The organism is Agrobacterium sp. 22094, from assembly GCF_052046015.1.
In the GTDB taxonomy this organism is placed as follows: domain Bacteria; phylum Pseudomonadota; class Alphaproteobacteria; order Rhizobiales; family Rhizobiaceae; genus Agrobacterium; species Agrobacterium cavarae.
This window is the reverse complement of record NZ_JBQEPX010000001.1, coordinates 2,122,785-2,137,185: the sequence shown is the minus strand read 5'-3', so window position 1 is coordinate 2,137,185 and position 14,401 is coordinate 2,122,785. Positions and strand designations below refer to the sequence as shown.

Genomic DNA, 14,401 nt, shown 5'->3' with positions numbered 1-14,401 from the left:
CGCTTTACAGCGCCATCGTGAAGCAAATATCATATTGATTATCTTAGGGTAATGGCGCAACGCTTGTCCAGCGCGCCAGGCCGAAAAAGATGAAAAACCGGCGAGATATCCAAAACGCCGGAGGCAGGACCTGCCACAGGGCACGCTCTCCTGCAAATCAATGACAAATTTTAATAATCATGCCCTGAAATGAAGATTCTTAACTTTCAGGCAAGGAATTAACCATAAAGATTAGTCGTATTTCACGGCGAAATGGAGAGCGACTCTCCTTCCAGGCATGATGCCGCGCTGCCGTACCGGGTCGATCCGGTATTCCGTTTGGTTGCAGAAGGCTCAGCTAACGCTTGTGAGGCGTCCGTTACGGATGCCCATGTCGTGACATCCCTCAAGGATACTGGCGTTCTCTTAACCGTCATCTGCCGGTCTGGCCGGTAAAACATTGGGGACGTCACTTGGGGCAGGACCTGCCAACAGATCACTCGCGAAGGGCAACAGGCGGCAGCCTGGCTGGCCGGTTGCGTTTTGCTGGTCTTGATCAGGACCAGTGCGATCTGCTGCGCCGTTACCGCACCATGCTCGAGCCTCATCTGAAGGCAGGACTTCGCGACCTGATGGTGCGCTTCCAGTCCATGCCGGACTGTTCGCCATCCTTCGAGAGCGATCATCAGATCGAACGGCTGCACGACATGCAGACGGCGCACTGGTCGGTGCTGACCGATGCGCGTTTCGATGCCCTCTATGCCGAACGCGTCAAGGTTCTGTCCGACACCGAAAGCCGCATGGGCCTCGATCCGCGCTGGAGTGTGGCCGGTCGTGCGGTCGTGCTGGAAAATCTGCTCGCAGGCCTGATTGCGCAGCATCCACCTCGCTCACTGCTGCCGGGTGCGCGCAAACGCCATCAGGAATTGGCCGAAGCGGTCAAATCCGTCGTTCGGCTGGTGATGGTCGATACCGAGATTGCCGTCTCCCTGCGCTTTAACGAACTGCGCATTCGCCACACACAAGAGCTTGCCCGTCAGCGCGAGAGCGATCAGGCAGAGGTCGTAACGCTGTTTGGCGACGCGCTCAATGCCTTTGCCGCCGGCGATCTGACAGCCCGCATCGCTGGCGAACTGCCGGAAGCCTACCGCGAGATCGCCGAAGCGTTCAATTCTGCCATGACGCGGATCGGTCATTCTATGGCCGCCACGCAAGAAAGCGTTCACAAGACGCAAACCGTCGCCGAGCGCATGTCGCGCGAAAATTCTGGCCTTGCCACCGGCTCGACGGAACAGGCCCGTCGCCTCGGCGATGCCTCGCAGCGCCTTGGCGCGGTCATCCACGATGTCCGTGATAGCAGTGACCGGATTTCGGCAGCCGAATCCGCAGTGTCGCAGGCACGCAATGCCGCCACCGAAAGCGGCATGGCGGTCGGCGAAGCGATCAGCGCCATGTCCGATATCGAGCAATCGGCAGAACAGATCGGCCGCATCATCGGCTCCATCGACGAAATCGCCTTCCAGACCAATCTCCTGGCGCTGAATGCCGGCATCGAAGCCGCACGTGCGGGGGAAAGCGGACGCGGCTTCGCCGTCGTCGCGCAGGAAGTCCGGGCGCTGGCACAACGCTCCGCCGAAGCCGCACGGGAGATCAAGAACTTGGTCAACGGCACCAAGACGCAAGTCGATGAAGGCGTGCGCATGGTTCATCGCACCCAGGAAGCCATCGAAGGTGTCGTGCGTCAGGTCTCTGGCATCAGCGACATGATCGGCGATGTCGCCCGCCGCACGGGCGAGCATTCCGGTCATCTCAACCACGTCTCCGTCGAACTGGAGGCCATCGGAACCGACGCGCATCGCGCCGCCGAGCGCCTGTCCTCATCGGCGAATGAGGCCGACGATCTTCACACCGTCATTCTCGAACTCGGCCGCACGGTGCGCGAGTTCCGCATCGCCCGCCAGGCTTATGCCGAAGAGGCGATCGCGCCGGAGCCGAGAAGAGCCAATGCGACCGTCATGCGTCCCGAGCGCATGGATTACGGCCATGCGCAGCAACAATACAAACGCCAAGGAGTCATTTGATGGCAGGCAGGACAGCAGCGCATTCGACACTGAAATTGTCACCTGTGCTGGACCTCAATCAAGCATCCGTCTTGCACGGAAAATTGAAAGAACTCAGAGGCAAGCCGGTTACGGTCGATGCCTCCGAGGTCGAGCGTGTCGGCGCACAATGCGTCCAGATATTGATGGCTGGCATCAAGGCCTGGGAGGCCGATGGCAAGCAATTCACATTTTCAAAGGCTTCTGAAGCCTTTGATAAAACCCTTAAACTGATCGGCGTTGATATCGGTCATATGCTCCCGAAGGAGATATAGGAATGAAGAAAAAAGTTCTCACAGTCGACGACTCCCGCACGATCCGCAACATGTTGCTGGTCACGCTCAACAATGCCGGTTTCGAAACCATTCAGGCCGAAGACGGCGTCGAAGGTCTTGAAGTCCTTGAAGGTTGCAATCCCGACGTCATCGTCACGGATATCAACATGCCGCGCCTTGATGGTTTCGGTTTCATCGAGGGCGTTCGTCGCAACGAGAAGTACCGTGCCGTTCCAATCCTCGTTCTGACCACCGAAAGCGACGCCGAGAAGAAGAACCGTGCCCGCCAGGCTGGCGCGACCGGTTGGATCGTCAAGCCGTTCGACCCCGTAAAACTGATCGATGCCATTGAACGTGTAACTGCCTGATACGGGATCATTCACGATGGATATGAACGAAATCAAAGAAATCTTCTTCCAGGAGTGCGAGGAACAACTCGCCGAACTGGAATCGGGACTTCTTAAACTGAATGACGGCGACCGCGACCCGGAAACCGTAAATGCTGTCTTTCGTGCCGTTCATTCCATCAAGGGTGGAGCCGGTGCGTTCGGTCTCGATGAACTGGTGGCTTTCGCGCACGTCTTCGAAACCACGCTCGATTGCGTTCGATCCAACAAGCTCGATCCTAATCAGGATGTCCTGAAAGTGATGCTGAAATCGGCGGATGTTCTCGCCGATTTGACGAATGCTTCCCGCGATGGCGGCAGCGTCGATGAAAGCCGCACCCGCGGTCTCGTCAAGGAACTGGAGGCTTTGGCCAACGGTGAGACGATCACGCCGTCCGCAGCCGAACCGGCAGCTCCCAAGCCGGCAGCCAAAGCAGCCGTCGCGCCCCCGCCGGCACCGTCACCAGCGCCGACAGATGACAGCGGCTTCCAGCCGATCGCCTTCTCCTTTGGCGATTTCGAGGACGCGGCCATTCCGCTCATGGAAGCGCCCACATTCAATATCACCTTCAAGCCGTCGGCAGCTCTTTATTCCAAGGGCAATGAATCGGCGCTGTTGCTGCGTGATCTCGCCCGCATCGGTGAGATGAGCGTCAATTGCGATATGAGCACGCTGCCGTCGCTTGACGAGATGAACCCGGAAGGCGCCTATTTCTTCTGGAAGATTGCGATCAAGACCGACAAGGGCGAAGAGGGCATCCGCTCCGTCTTCGAATTTGCCGAGTGGGATTGCGAGCTGGACATCGTGATGGCCGAAGACGAAACGTCGGCCGATGAAGAACTGCCGATGATTCCGGTGCCCTTCGATCTTTCCGCGCTGGAAGACGATGTGCATGAGCCAGCGGTTCAGCCGGCCTCCATGGACGAGCCGGTCGTTGCAAAGGCTGTCGCCACCGCATCGGCTGCAACGGAAGTCACCCAGGCCGTTGCTGCTGCCGTCGAAAAGCGCGAGGCAGCGTCGCCTGCCGCTGCGGCAAATGCTGCCAATGCCGCCAACAACGCCAGCGCCGGTCAGACGATCCGCGTCGATCTCGACCGCGTCGACCGCCTCATCAACCTGGTGGGCGAGCTCGTCATCAACCAGGCGATGCTGTCGCAGAGCGTCATCGAAAACGATACGACGGGCACATCTGCCGTCAACATGGGTCTGGAAGAGCTTCAGCAACTGACGCGTGAAATCCAGGATAGCGTCATGGCCATCCGCGCGCAGCCGGTGAAGCCGGTCTTCCAGCGCATGTCACGTATCGTCCGCGAAGTTGCCGACATGATCGGCAAGCAGATCCGCCTCATCACGGAAGGTGAAAACACCGAAGTGGATAAGACGGTCATCGACAAGCTGGCCGAGCCCCTGACCCACATGATCCGCAATGCCGTCGACCACGGCATCGAAACACCCGAAAAGCGCGAAGCCGCCGGCAAGAATCCGGAAGGTACCGTCAAGCTGACGGCCAAGCATCGTTCGGGCCGTATTTTGATCGAACTGCAGGACGATGGCGCCGGCATCAACCGCGAGCGCGTCCGCCAGAAGGCGATCGACAATGATCTGATCTCGGCAGATGCCAATCTGACGGATGAGGAAATCGACAACCTGATCTTCGCACCGGGCTTCTCCACCGCCGACAAGATTTCGGACATTTCCGGTCGCGGCGTCGGCATGGACGTGGTGAAGCGTTCGATCCAGGCACTCGGTGGCCGCATCAGCATTTCGTCCCGCCCTGGCCTCGGCTCGACCTTCACCATGAGCCTGCCGCTGACACTGGCCGTTCTCGACGGCATGGTGGTCACGGTTGCGGGCCAGACGCTTGTGGTGCCGTTGACGGCGATCGTCGAGACGCTACAGCCGGAAGCGCAGAATATTCATTCCTTCGGCTCCAATCAGCGGCTGATCTCGATCCGCAACTCCTTCTGCCCGCTGGTGGATGTCGGTCGCATTCTCAACTTCCGTGCCACACAGGCCAACCCGGTCGATGGCGTGGCGCTTCTCGTGGAATCCGAAGGCGGCGGCCAGCGCGCCCTGATGGTCGATGCCATCCAGGGACAGCGTCAGGTGGTCATCAAGTCCCTTGAAGCCAACTACACCCATGTTCCGGGCATCGCTGCCGCAACCATCCTTGGTGATGGCCGCGTAGCGCTGATCCTTGACGTGGATGCCGTGGTCGGCGCCTCGCGCGGCCAGTCCCTGAAACAAGAAATGTCGCTCGCGGCAACAGGCTGAAAAGTTGGTGATGAATGACAGCGCTTAAGTTCAACGAACAGCGTGGATCCCAGGATGAAGTGCTCGTCAGCGGCGAATACCCGCTGACGCGTCGCGACCTGGCGGATATCGCCGCAATGATCTACGCGGATGCCGGTATCTACCTCAACGATACCAAGGCGTCGCTCGTCTATTCGCGCCTGTCCAAGCACATCCGTAATCTCGGCCTCTCCGGCTTCAAGGAATATTGCGCACTGGTCTCCTCGGAGCAGGGTGCTGCCGCCCGCCGGGAAATGCTGTCGCATCTCACCACAAACTTCACCCGCTTCTTCCGCGAGAACCACCATTTCGATCACCTGCGCGACGAGGTTCTGCCGGGCCTTATCGCACGGGCAAAGAGCGGCGGACGCGTTCGCATCTGGTCCGCAGCCTGTTCGGATGGCCAGGAGCCCTATTCGATTGCACTGACCGTGCTCGGTCTCTTCCCGAACGCTACCGATTACGACTTTAAGATCCTGGCAACCGATATCGACCCGAAGATTCTCGCTCAGGCGAGGGCCGGTCTTTACGACGACGGCGCGCTGGAAACCGTATCGCCCGCCATGCGCAAGCAATGGTTCCAGGAAGTGGATGCCGGCGGACGCCGCAAGCACCAGATCAGTGACAAGGTCAAGCGTCTGATCACCTTCAACGAGCTGAACCTGATGGCGCAGTGGCCGTTCAAGGGCGGCTTCGACGTGATCTTCTGCCGCAACGTCGTCATCTATTTCGACGAGCCGACGCAGGTGAAGATTTGGTCGCGCTTTGCCGGCCTGCTGCCGCAGGGCGGTCACCTCTATATCGGTCATTCCGAACGCGTTTCCGGCGAAGCCAAGGAGCAGTTCGACAATACCGGCATCACCACCTACAAATACATCGGCAAGTCCGCCGGGAGGAGAGCATGAGCATGCCCGCCCGCGTTCTCGTCGTCGATGATTCTCCCACCATGCGTGGCCTGATCTCCGCCGTCCTCCAATCCGACCCGGATGTCGAGGTCATCGGTCAGGCAGGCAACGCCATGGAAGCGCGCGCCGCCATCAAGGAACTCAATCCGGACGTCGTGACGCTGGATATCGAGATGCCCGAGATGAACGGGCTTGAGTTTCTCGACAAGATCATGCGCCTGCGCCCCATGCCGGTCATCATGGTTTCGACGCTGACCCATCGCGGCGCGGATGCCTCCCTCGCTGCGCTCGAAATCGGTGCCTTCGATTGCGTTGGCAAGCCGGTGCCGGGCGACGCGCAGCCCTTTCCCGATCTTGCAGAGAAGGTGAAGGCAGCGGCTCGCTCGCTGCACCGCACCTATCGCAGCGCCGTGACCGAACGACGAGCCGCGCCGCAGCCGGTTGCGGTCACCAATTACAGCGTCGGTCGCAAAATCGTGGCCATTGGTTCGTCCACCGGTGGCGTGGAAGCACTGATCGCCGTCTTGCAGAAGTTTCCGATCAATTGCCCACCGACGGTGATCACCCAGCATATGCCGCCAACCTTCACCAAGAGCTTTGCCGAGCGCCTGAACCGGCTCTGCGCGCCCGTAGTGGAAGAGGCGACGGATGGCGCGCGGCTTCAGACCGGCAAGGTCTATCTCGCACCTGGTGGCGACCGGCATTTGCAGGTTGTTAATCATGCCGCGCCATGCTGCAGGCTGATCGAACGCGAGCCTGTTAATGGTCATCGGCCATCGGTAGACGTTCTGTTCGATTCAGTGGCCGAACTTGCCGGTCGCAACGCCGTCGGCGCCATTCTGACCGGGATGGGACGTGACGGTGCGGCAGGCCTCTTGAAGATGCGCCATGCCGGTGCCCGCACTGTCGGACAGAACGAGAAAACCTGTGTGGTCTATGGAATGCCGCGTGTGGCTTACGAGCTTGGCGCGGTCGAACATCAACTTCCGCTGAACGCCATCGGCGAAGAAATTCTGAAACTAACTGCCGCCCGAAAAGAAGGTTCTGATTAAATGTCTCTCGCAGAAAAGATAAAAGTGTTGATCGTTGACGATCAGGTCACCAGCCGCCTGTTGCTGAGTGATGCGCTCACGCAGCTTGGCTTCAAGCAAATCACTGCCGCCGGCGACGGTGAGCAGGGCATGAAGATCATGGAGCAACAGCCCCACCATCTGGTGATCTCCGACTTCAACATGCCGAAGATGGATGGCCTCGGCTTCCTTCAGGCGGTTCGCACGAACCCGTCGACGAAGAAGGCCGCCTTCATCATTCTGACCGCGCAGGGAGACCGCGCTCTGGTGCAGAAAGCAGCCCAACTCGGCGCCAACAACGTGCTGGCCAAGCCGTTTTCTATCGACAAGATGAGGGCGGCTATTGAAGCCGTATTTGGATCGCTGAAATGATCGAAACCGCAGCCAAGCGCGTACACATAATTCAGGGCGAGTATAAGATCGCCAATGATCCCGACGTGGTCCTGTCGACCATCCTCGGCTCGTGCGTGGCTGCGTGTCTCAGAGACCCTGTTGCGGGCGTCGGCGGTATGAATCACTTTCTGCTGCCGGGTACAGGGGGTATGGGGGGCGGAGATGCGACCCGGTATGGGGTGCATCTCATGGAACTTCTGATCAACGGCTTGCTCAAGCAGGGCGCGCGCCGTGATCGTCTGGAGGCAAAGGTCTTTGGTGGCGCCAAGACCATTGCCAGCTTCTCCAATGTGGGGGAGCAGAACGCAATCTTCGCGATGCAGTTCTTAAAGGATGAAGGCATTCGGGTGGTCGGCAGCTCCACGGGCGGAGAGCATGGCCGAAAGGTGGAGTTCTGGCCGGTCTCGGGCAGGGCGCGCCAGCACCCACTGAGCGGTGCCGAAACCCAGAAGACCGTCGCGCTGGAAACCCGTCCGGTTCCGGCTGCAAAGCCGGCGGCAAGCGATATCGAATTTTTTTGACAACGGAGTTGCCTATGCATATCGCTGAGCGTGCTGGACCTGAAATGTTTGAAGAGGCTTTGCCCACGATCCTGATGCGGGTCGTCTCGGAACTGCATGACGTTGCCTATCTGATCGAACGCATTGAGCCCCAGCTTCTGGAGGCCACCAATGGTGCTGTCACCGATGACGGGTTGAAACTCTTGCAGGGTATCGATCTTGCGGTCCAGAAGGCCCGCGGACTTGCGGAGTTCATCGACACCATCACCGGCTCCATCCCTGTGGAATGGGCCGTGGACGTGACGACGGCTCTCAGCCTCGTCAAGCTCGCCGAAATGCAGAAGGCACTTGGCGCTGGTCTGCGCCACGGGCACTCCCAGCCGATCGACAAGGCATCTGGCGACTTCGATCTGTTTTAGAGCGGGCGTTGCGTCCTTCTGGACGCATTAACGACACTTCTCATTCTTTCAACCATCGTACTTTTCCGACAATCGATTCCGATTTCGGGGGGATGCTGTCGTGTAAGCGCAGAGTGTCTTCCCTCGCTCTTAACCCGTCACTGGTACAAGCCGCCGCGCATACTGCACGATGCATTCTACGCCGCTCTGCCGGAGCTAGCTTCCACGACCGCGAGCCCGTAAACCCGCCTCTCTAGCAGACATACGCGCTTCTTCGTCTAACAAGCCATTTTTAGGCACTGACGCCTGTTACCGCATGCGATTACAGCAGGTTTCGCGGGAAGGAGAGCAATCGCAAGACTGCACGAAAGCGTAACTCACTGAAAAAGATATGAAACTGTGGTTTCATATCATCTGGCACGAAACCTGCATTGCGTATCCCGACTGAGACATACTCAGCCTATCGAACGAGAGGGAACGCATGACAAACGATTTCAGAAAAACACCGGCAGCTGCGGGCATCATCGAGAAATTGCGCCGCGCCCGGTTGATGGGCTCTGCTGCATTGGCGTTTCTGGCCATGACGGCAAGCGAAACCCTGGCCGAAGGTACGCTCCGCATCGGCATGACGGCCTCCGATATCCCCCTGACCACCGGCCAGACCGATCAGGGCGGCGAGGGTCAGCGCTTCATGGGTTATACGCTCTACAACGCTCTGATCGAGTGGGACCTTTCGAGTGCCGACAAACCCTCGACCCTCATTCCCTCCCTCGCGACATCCTGGTCCGTGGATCCCGTCGACAAGACCAAGTGGACATTCAAACTGCGCGACGGCGTGAAGTTTCACGATGGAAGTGCTTTCGATGCGGCGTCTGTCGTCTGGAACCTCGACAAGATTCTCGTGCCGGATTCACCCCAGTTCGACAAGCGCCAGTCGGCGCAGGGAAAATCGCGTATTCCAGCCGTGGCCTCCTACAAGGTCATCGATCCGCTGACGGTCGAAATCGTGACCAAAACGCCCGATGCGACGCTCCCCTATCAGTTGAGCTGGATACTCATGTCCTCGCCTGCGAATTGGGAGGCACAGGGCAAAAGCTGGGATGCCGTGGCTCAGAAGCCGTCCGGTACGGGACCTTGGAAGCTGGAAAACGGGTTCACGCCGCGTGAGCGCGCCGAACTGACGCCAAACAAGGACTACTGGGACAAGGCGCGCGTGCCGAAGCTGGACAAGCTGGTTCTGGTGCCGCTTCCCGAACCCAACACCCGTGTGGCCGCCCTGCGCTCCGGTCAGGTCGACTGGATCGAGGCGCCCGCGCCCGATTCCGTCAAATCGCTCAAGGATGCGGGTTTCGACATCGTCACCAATTCCTACCCACACAACTGGACCTGGCACCTGTCGCGCGTCGAAGGTTCACCCTGGAACGACGTGCGCGTGCGCAAGGCCGCCAATCTTGCCGTTGACCGCGAAGGGATCAACGAGTTGCTCGGCGGTCTTTCCGTCCCGGCACAAGGATACCTGCCCCCCGGCCACCAGTGGTTCGGCAATCCGACATTCAAGCTGGAATACAATATCGAGGAGGCCAAGAAGTTGATGGCCGAGGCCGGTTACGGTCCAGACAAGCCGATCACCACCAAGGTCGTCATCTCCTCATCCGGATCGGGCCAGATGCTGCCTCTGGCAATGAACGAATACATCCAGCAAACGCTGGCAGAAATCGGCATCAATGTCGAATACGAGGTTGCGGACTGGAATACGGTCATCAACATCTGGCGCGCCGGCGCCAAGGATCCAAGCGCGAAGGGCGCCACCGCCGTCAACTACAGCTACTTCATTCAAGACCCCTTCACGGCGCTGATCCGTCAGTCGCAGTGCAACCTTGCTCCGCCGAATGGCACGAACTGGGGTTATTACTGCGATCCCGAAATGGATGCGCTGTTTGCCGAAGTGCGCAACACCTTCGATGCGGCGGAACAGGATAAGGTTCTGAGAAAAATCCACGAAAAATACGTCAACGAGGCGCTGTTCCTGATGGTCACGCATGACGTCAACCCCCGCGCCATGTCGAAAAAGGTGAAGGGCTTCGTGCAGGCACAGAACTGGTTCCAGGATTTCTCGCCGGTCACTGTCGATCCCTAATCGCTGATCCCAAGCGATAGCGGGCCGGGTTCTCGCCCGGCCTGCCGTTTCCGATCCTTGCCACGAACATCAAGAGGGTTTCATGCTTCTCTACGCGCTCAAGCGACTGCTGCACGTCATCCCTGTGGCAATTGGCGTGAGCATGGTTTGTTTCATGCTCATCCATATTGCTCCGGGAGATCCGCTGGCCGCCATTCTTCCCTCGGATGCTTCGGCTGAGATGCAGACGCAAATGCGCGCTTTCTACGGTCTGGACCGTCCTCTGGCCGTACAATACGCAATTTGGATGTGGCATGCGCTGCATGGCGATCTCGGCACCTCGATCGCTACCGGACGGCCTGTTCTCGGCGAGATCATCGATGCATCCATCAATTCGATCATTCTCGCCGTGTCTGCGGCGGTCATTGGATTTGTCGGCGGCGCGACACTCGGCTTTCTCGCCGGTGTGTTTCGCGGCGGATGGGTCGATCGCATCGCCTCCGGCATCTCGATGCTTGGCGTCAGCGTGCCGCACTACTGGCTCGGCATGGTGCTGGTCATCACCTTTTCCGTGACACTCGGATGGCTTCCGGCAATGGGTGGAGGACCAGGTGGCTCTGCCGGCCGCAGTTTCAGCTGGCATTATATTCAATATCTCGTGCTGCCGGCCGTTACCATGTCCGTCATTCCCATGGGCATCATCGCCCGCACCATTCGCTCGCTGGTGGCAGATATATACGCGCAGGACTTCACGCTGGCGCTGGCTGCCAAGGGCCTGATGAGCGGGCGTATCCTGCGTCATGTGGTGCGCAATGCCGCTCCGACCGCTCTCTCGGTCATGGGTCTGCAACTGGGTTATCTTCTTGGTGGTTCGATCCTGATCGAAACGGTCTTTTCATGGCCGGGTACCGGTTTCCTGCTCAACGGCGCGATCTTCACCCGTGACCTGCCCATCCTGCAGGGCACCATCCTCGTGCTCGCCATGTTCTTCGTCGTTCTCAACCTCATTGTCGACGTGTTGCAAAGCGCCATCGATCCGCGCATCCAGAGGAGCTGACAATGGCCGCAATAGCTGAAGCATCCGCAATTCCCGTCGAGAAAATCGCCAAGTCTCCCGGCTTCTGGAGCGGCGTTCTGATGCGACTGCGTCGTGATCCCGTTGCCATGGTGGCGCTTGGGATTCTCGTCCTTCTCATCCTCATGGCCATTTTCGCGCCTTATCTGGCGCCCTACGATCCGGCGAAGGGCAGCGTCATCCGAAGGCTGAAGCCGATCGGAACACCCGGCTATATCCTCGGCACCGACGAGCTTGGACGCGACATGCTTTCGCGCCTGATCTACGGCGCGCGACTGTCGCTCCTCATGGGCGTCATCCCGGTCCCCATCGCCTTCGTCATCGGTTCGGCAATCGGTATTATCGCCGGTTACGCGGGCGGTTTGACCAACACGCTGATCATGCGCACCATTGACGTGTTCTATGCCTTCCCCTCCGTGCTGCTGGCCGTGGCGCTGTCCGGCGCGCTTGGCTCTGGCCTCACAAATGCGCTTGTTTCCCTCACGGTCGTTTTCATCCCACAGATCGCCCGTGTCGCCGAAAGCGTCACCACCCAGGTCCGCAAGCTCGATTATGTGGATGCCGCCCGCGCGTCCGGGGCTCCCGCCTTCACCATCGTCAGGGTCCATATTCTCGGCAATGTGCTCGGACCGATCTTCGTCTTCGCCACGAGCCTGATTTCCGTATCGATGATCCTTGCCTCAGGTCTCTCCTTCCTCGGACTTGGAGTTCGTCCGCCGGATGCAGAATGGGGGCTGATGCTGAACACGCTGCGCACCGCCATCTATACCAACCCCTTCGTTGCAGCCTTGCCCGGCGTGATGATCTTCATCACCTCGATCTGCTTCAACCTGTTCTCAGACGGGCTGCGCACAGCCATGGACGTGAAGTCATGATGAAAGTCGTTGGAGCACCAAGCCTTGAACTGCCGATCGGAGAAAGGGGTGGCCCGGTCCAGCCACTGATTTCCGCCCGCGGGCTGCTGAAGCACTTTCCCGTCAAGGGAAGCGGCTTCCTGAAACCGAAAAAAGTCGTGCGCGCCGTCGATGGCGTCGATTTCGATATACTGAAAGGAGAGACACTCGGCGTTGTCGGTGAAAGCGGTTGCGGCAAATCGACGACGGCGCGGCTTCTCATGCAACTGATCGCACCCGACCAGGGCGAAATCCTCTTTGACGGAGAAACGGTTGGCGGCGTCTTGCCGTTTTCTGCCTATCGCCGTCAGGTGCAGATGGTATTTCAGGACAGTTACGCCTCGCTCAATCCGCGATTGACGATCGAGGAATCCATTGCCTTCGCACCGCAGGTCCACGGCACGCCAGCGGCAAAGGCGATTGCAACGGCACATGATCTGCTGCACCGCGTCGGCCTCGAGCCATCGCGTTTTGCCGGTCGCTATCCGCATGAGCTTTCCGGCGGTCAGCGCCAGCGCGTCAACATCGCCCGGGCACTGGCGCTCAAGCCACGCCTCGTCATTCTGGATGAAGCGGTCTCGGCTCTCGACAAATCGGTGGAGGCGCAGGTGCTGAACCTGTTGCTCGACCTCAAACGCGATTTCGGCCTGACCTATCTGTTCATCTCCCACGATCTCAACGTCGTTCGCTTCATGTGCGACAGGGTCATGGTCATGTATCTCGGCAAGGTGGCGGAGATCGGAAGTCGCGATGCAATCTATGGCAATACCGGTCACCCCTATTCGGCAGCACTTCTGGCCTCCATGCCGAAAATCGACCCCGCAGAACGCACCGAAGCGCCGCCGCTGACAGGTGATCCGCCCAACCCCATCGATCCGCCCCCCGGCTGTCGCTTCCACACCCGCTGCAGCTTTGCCGAGGATGTCTGTCAACGGGTGCTGCCGCCGCTCACCGAGATGTCTCCTAGCCAGGCAGCTGCCTGCCTGATGGCAAAACCCGGTTCCGGCCACAGCCGTGCACCAGCACTGACGGAGGCATGACGATGCAGAACGACGATATGATCAATATCCGCAACCTGTCGGTCACGTTTCGGCGCGGCGGCAAATCCGTCAAGGCCGTCAACGGCGTAAACTTGGTCGTCAAGCCGGGCGAGGTGGTGGCCCTGCTGGGTGAGTCCGGCTCGGGCAAAAGCGTGACCATGCGCTCGCTCTTGCGGCTTCATCCCAAGGGAACACTTGTTGAAGGCGCCATGTCGGTCGACGGGCGCGACATTATGGGGCTTTCCAGCCGCGCTCTGTCTGATCTCAGGGGAGCCGTTGTTTCCATGGTGTTTCAGGAACCGCGTCTGGCGCTGGACCCGGTCTATACGGTCGGTAGCCAGATCGAAGAGACCATCATGCGCCACGAAAACGTCTCGCGCACCGTCGCCGCTCAACGCGCCCTTGCATTGTTCCAGAAAGTTCGCATTCCCTCACCCGAGCGGCGCCTTGGCAATTATCCGCATGAAATGTCCGGCGGCATGCTGCAGCGTGCGATGATCGCCATGGCGCTTGCCTGCAATCCGAAGGTGCTGCTGGCAGATGAGCCGACCACGGCGCTCGATGCAACGGTACAAATCCAGATCTTGCTGCTGATCCGCGAGTTGCAGAAGGAATATGGCCTGTCGGTCATCTTCGTGACGCATGATATTGGCGTTGCGGCGGAAGTCGCAGACCGGATCGCTGTGATGTATGCCGGACGCATCGTCGAGGAAGGACGTGTCGGCGATCTCATCGGCAACCCGCGCCATCCCTATACCAAGGGCCTGCTGGGCGCGCGTGTGGAGCTGGCCGAAGGCCGCGACCGGCTGATCACCATTCCCGGCGCACCGCCGGATCTTGCAGCCATGCCGCCGGGCTGCGCCTTCGCGCCCCGTTGCGAGCTGGCGCGTGAAGAGTGTCGTGCGGATGTTCCTGCGCTCACGCGGCTGTCTGCCGATTCACAGGTCGCCTGTATTCTCGCGCACTGAAGGCCTCGGAA

General features: G+C 59.5%; 14 protein-coding genes. All 14 read left to right on the top strand.

What is annotated here, in order from left to right; translation table 11 throughout:
• The first annotated feature begins 452 nt into the window (after positions 1-452).
• The 14 genes from ACTJK5_RS10365 to ACTJK5_RS10300 all read left to right on the top strand — a co-directional run bounded on the left by ACTJK5_RS10365 (position 453) and on the right by ACTJK5_RS10300 (position 14,390).
• Positions 453-2,060 (top strand): globin-coupled sensor protein, encoded by a 1,608-nt coding sequence (locus ACTJK5_RS10365; protein WP_274100907.1) that lies wholly within the window; start codon positions 453-455, stop codon positions 2,058-2,060.
• A complete protein-coding gene (locus tag ACTJK5_RS10360) occupies positions 2,060-2,353 on the top strand; it encodes an STAS domain-containing protein (protein ID WP_062425086.1) in 294 nt (97 codons plus the stop codon). Before ACTJK5_RS10365 ends, ACTJK5_RS10360 begins: the two co-directional genes overlap by 1 nt.
• 2 nt (positions 2,354-2,355) lie before the next feature.
• Positions 2,356-2,721 (top strand): chemotaxis response regulator CheY1, encoded by a 366-nt coding sequence (cheY1, locus tag ACTJK5_RS10355; protein WP_062425087.1) that lies wholly within the window; start codon positions 2,356-2,358, stop codon positions 2,719-2,721.
• Between the two features lie 16 nt (positions 2,722-2,737).
• Entirely contained in the window at positions 2,738-5,014 is a 2,277-nt protein-coding gene (locus ACTJK5_RS10350) for a chemotaxis protein CheA (RefSeq protein WP_153312187.1), read from the top strand.
• Between the two features lie 14 nt (positions 5,015-5,028).
• Positions 5,029-5,937 (top strand): protein-glutamate O-methyltransferase CheR, encoded by a 909-nt coding sequence (gene cheR / locus ACTJK5_RS10345; RefSeq protein ID WP_113226546.1) that lies wholly within the window; start codon positions 5,029-5,031, stop codon positions 5,935-5,937.
• A complete protein-coding gene (gene cheB, locus ACTJK5_RS10340) occupies positions 5,934-6,989 on the top strand; it encodes a protein-glutamate O-methylesterase CheB (protein WP_113274271.1) in 1,056 nt (351 codons plus the stop codon). The genes cheR and cheB overlap by 4 nt, the downstream gene beginning before the upstream one ends.
• Positions 6,990-7,379, top strand: coding sequence for a chemotaxis response regulator CheY2 (cheY2, locus tag ACTJK5_RS10335; protein ID WP_062425091.1), 390 nt, complete (start codon positions 6,990-6,992; stop codon positions 7,377-7,379).
• Positions 7,376-7,921 (top strand): chemoreceptor glutamine deamidase CheD, encoded by a 546-nt coding sequence (gene cheD, locus ACTJK5_RS10330; RefSeq protein ID WP_062425092.1) that lies wholly within the window; start codon positions 7,376-7,378, stop codon positions 7,919-7,921. The genes cheY2 and cheD overlap by 4 nt, the downstream gene beginning before the upstream one ends.
• 14 nt (positions 7,922-7,935) lie before the next feature.
• Positions 7,936-8,319, top strand: a complete 384-nt coding sequence (gene cheT / locus ACTJK5_RS10325) for a chemotaxis protein CheT (protein WP_062425093.1) — start codon at positions 7,936-7,938, stop codon at positions 8,317-8,319.
• A 529-nt stretch (positions 8,320-8,848) separates the two neighbouring features.
• Positions 8,849-10,435 (top strand): ABC transporter substrate-binding protein, encoded by a 1,587-nt coding sequence (locus ACTJK5_RS10320; RefSeq protein ID WP_440612595.1) that lies wholly within the window; start codon positions 8,849-8,851, stop codon positions 10,433-10,435.
• An 82-nt stretch (positions 10,436-10,517) separates the two neighbouring features.
• The gene (locus ACTJK5_RS10315) at positions 10,518-11,471 is read left to right on the top strand and encodes an ABC transporter permease (protein WP_113226544.1); all 954 of its coding nucleotides are present in this window, start codon (positions 10,518-10,520) and stop codon (positions 11,469-11,471) included.
• Positions 11,472-11,473: 2 nt separating this feature from the next.
• Positions 11,474-12,364 (top strand): ABC transporter permease, encoded by an 891-nt coding sequence (locus ACTJK5_RS10310; protein WP_113226543.1) that lies wholly within the window; start codon positions 11,474-11,476, stop codon positions 12,362-12,364.
• Positions 12,361-13,422, top strand: coding sequence for an ABC transporter ATP-binding protein (locus ACTJK5_RS10305; RefSeq protein ID WP_113226542.1), 1,062 nt, complete (start codon positions 12,361-12,363; stop codon positions 13,420-13,422). The genes ACTJK5_RS10310 and ACTJK5_RS10305 overlap by 4 nt, the downstream gene beginning before the upstream one ends.
• Positions 13,423-13,424: 2 nt before the next feature.
• Entirely contained in the window at positions 13,425-14,390 is a 966-nt protein-coding gene (locus ACTJK5_RS10300; RefSeq protein WP_440612347.1) for an ABC transporter ATP-binding protein, read from the top strand.
• The last annotated feature ends 11 nt before the right edge of the window (positions 14,391-14,401 follow it).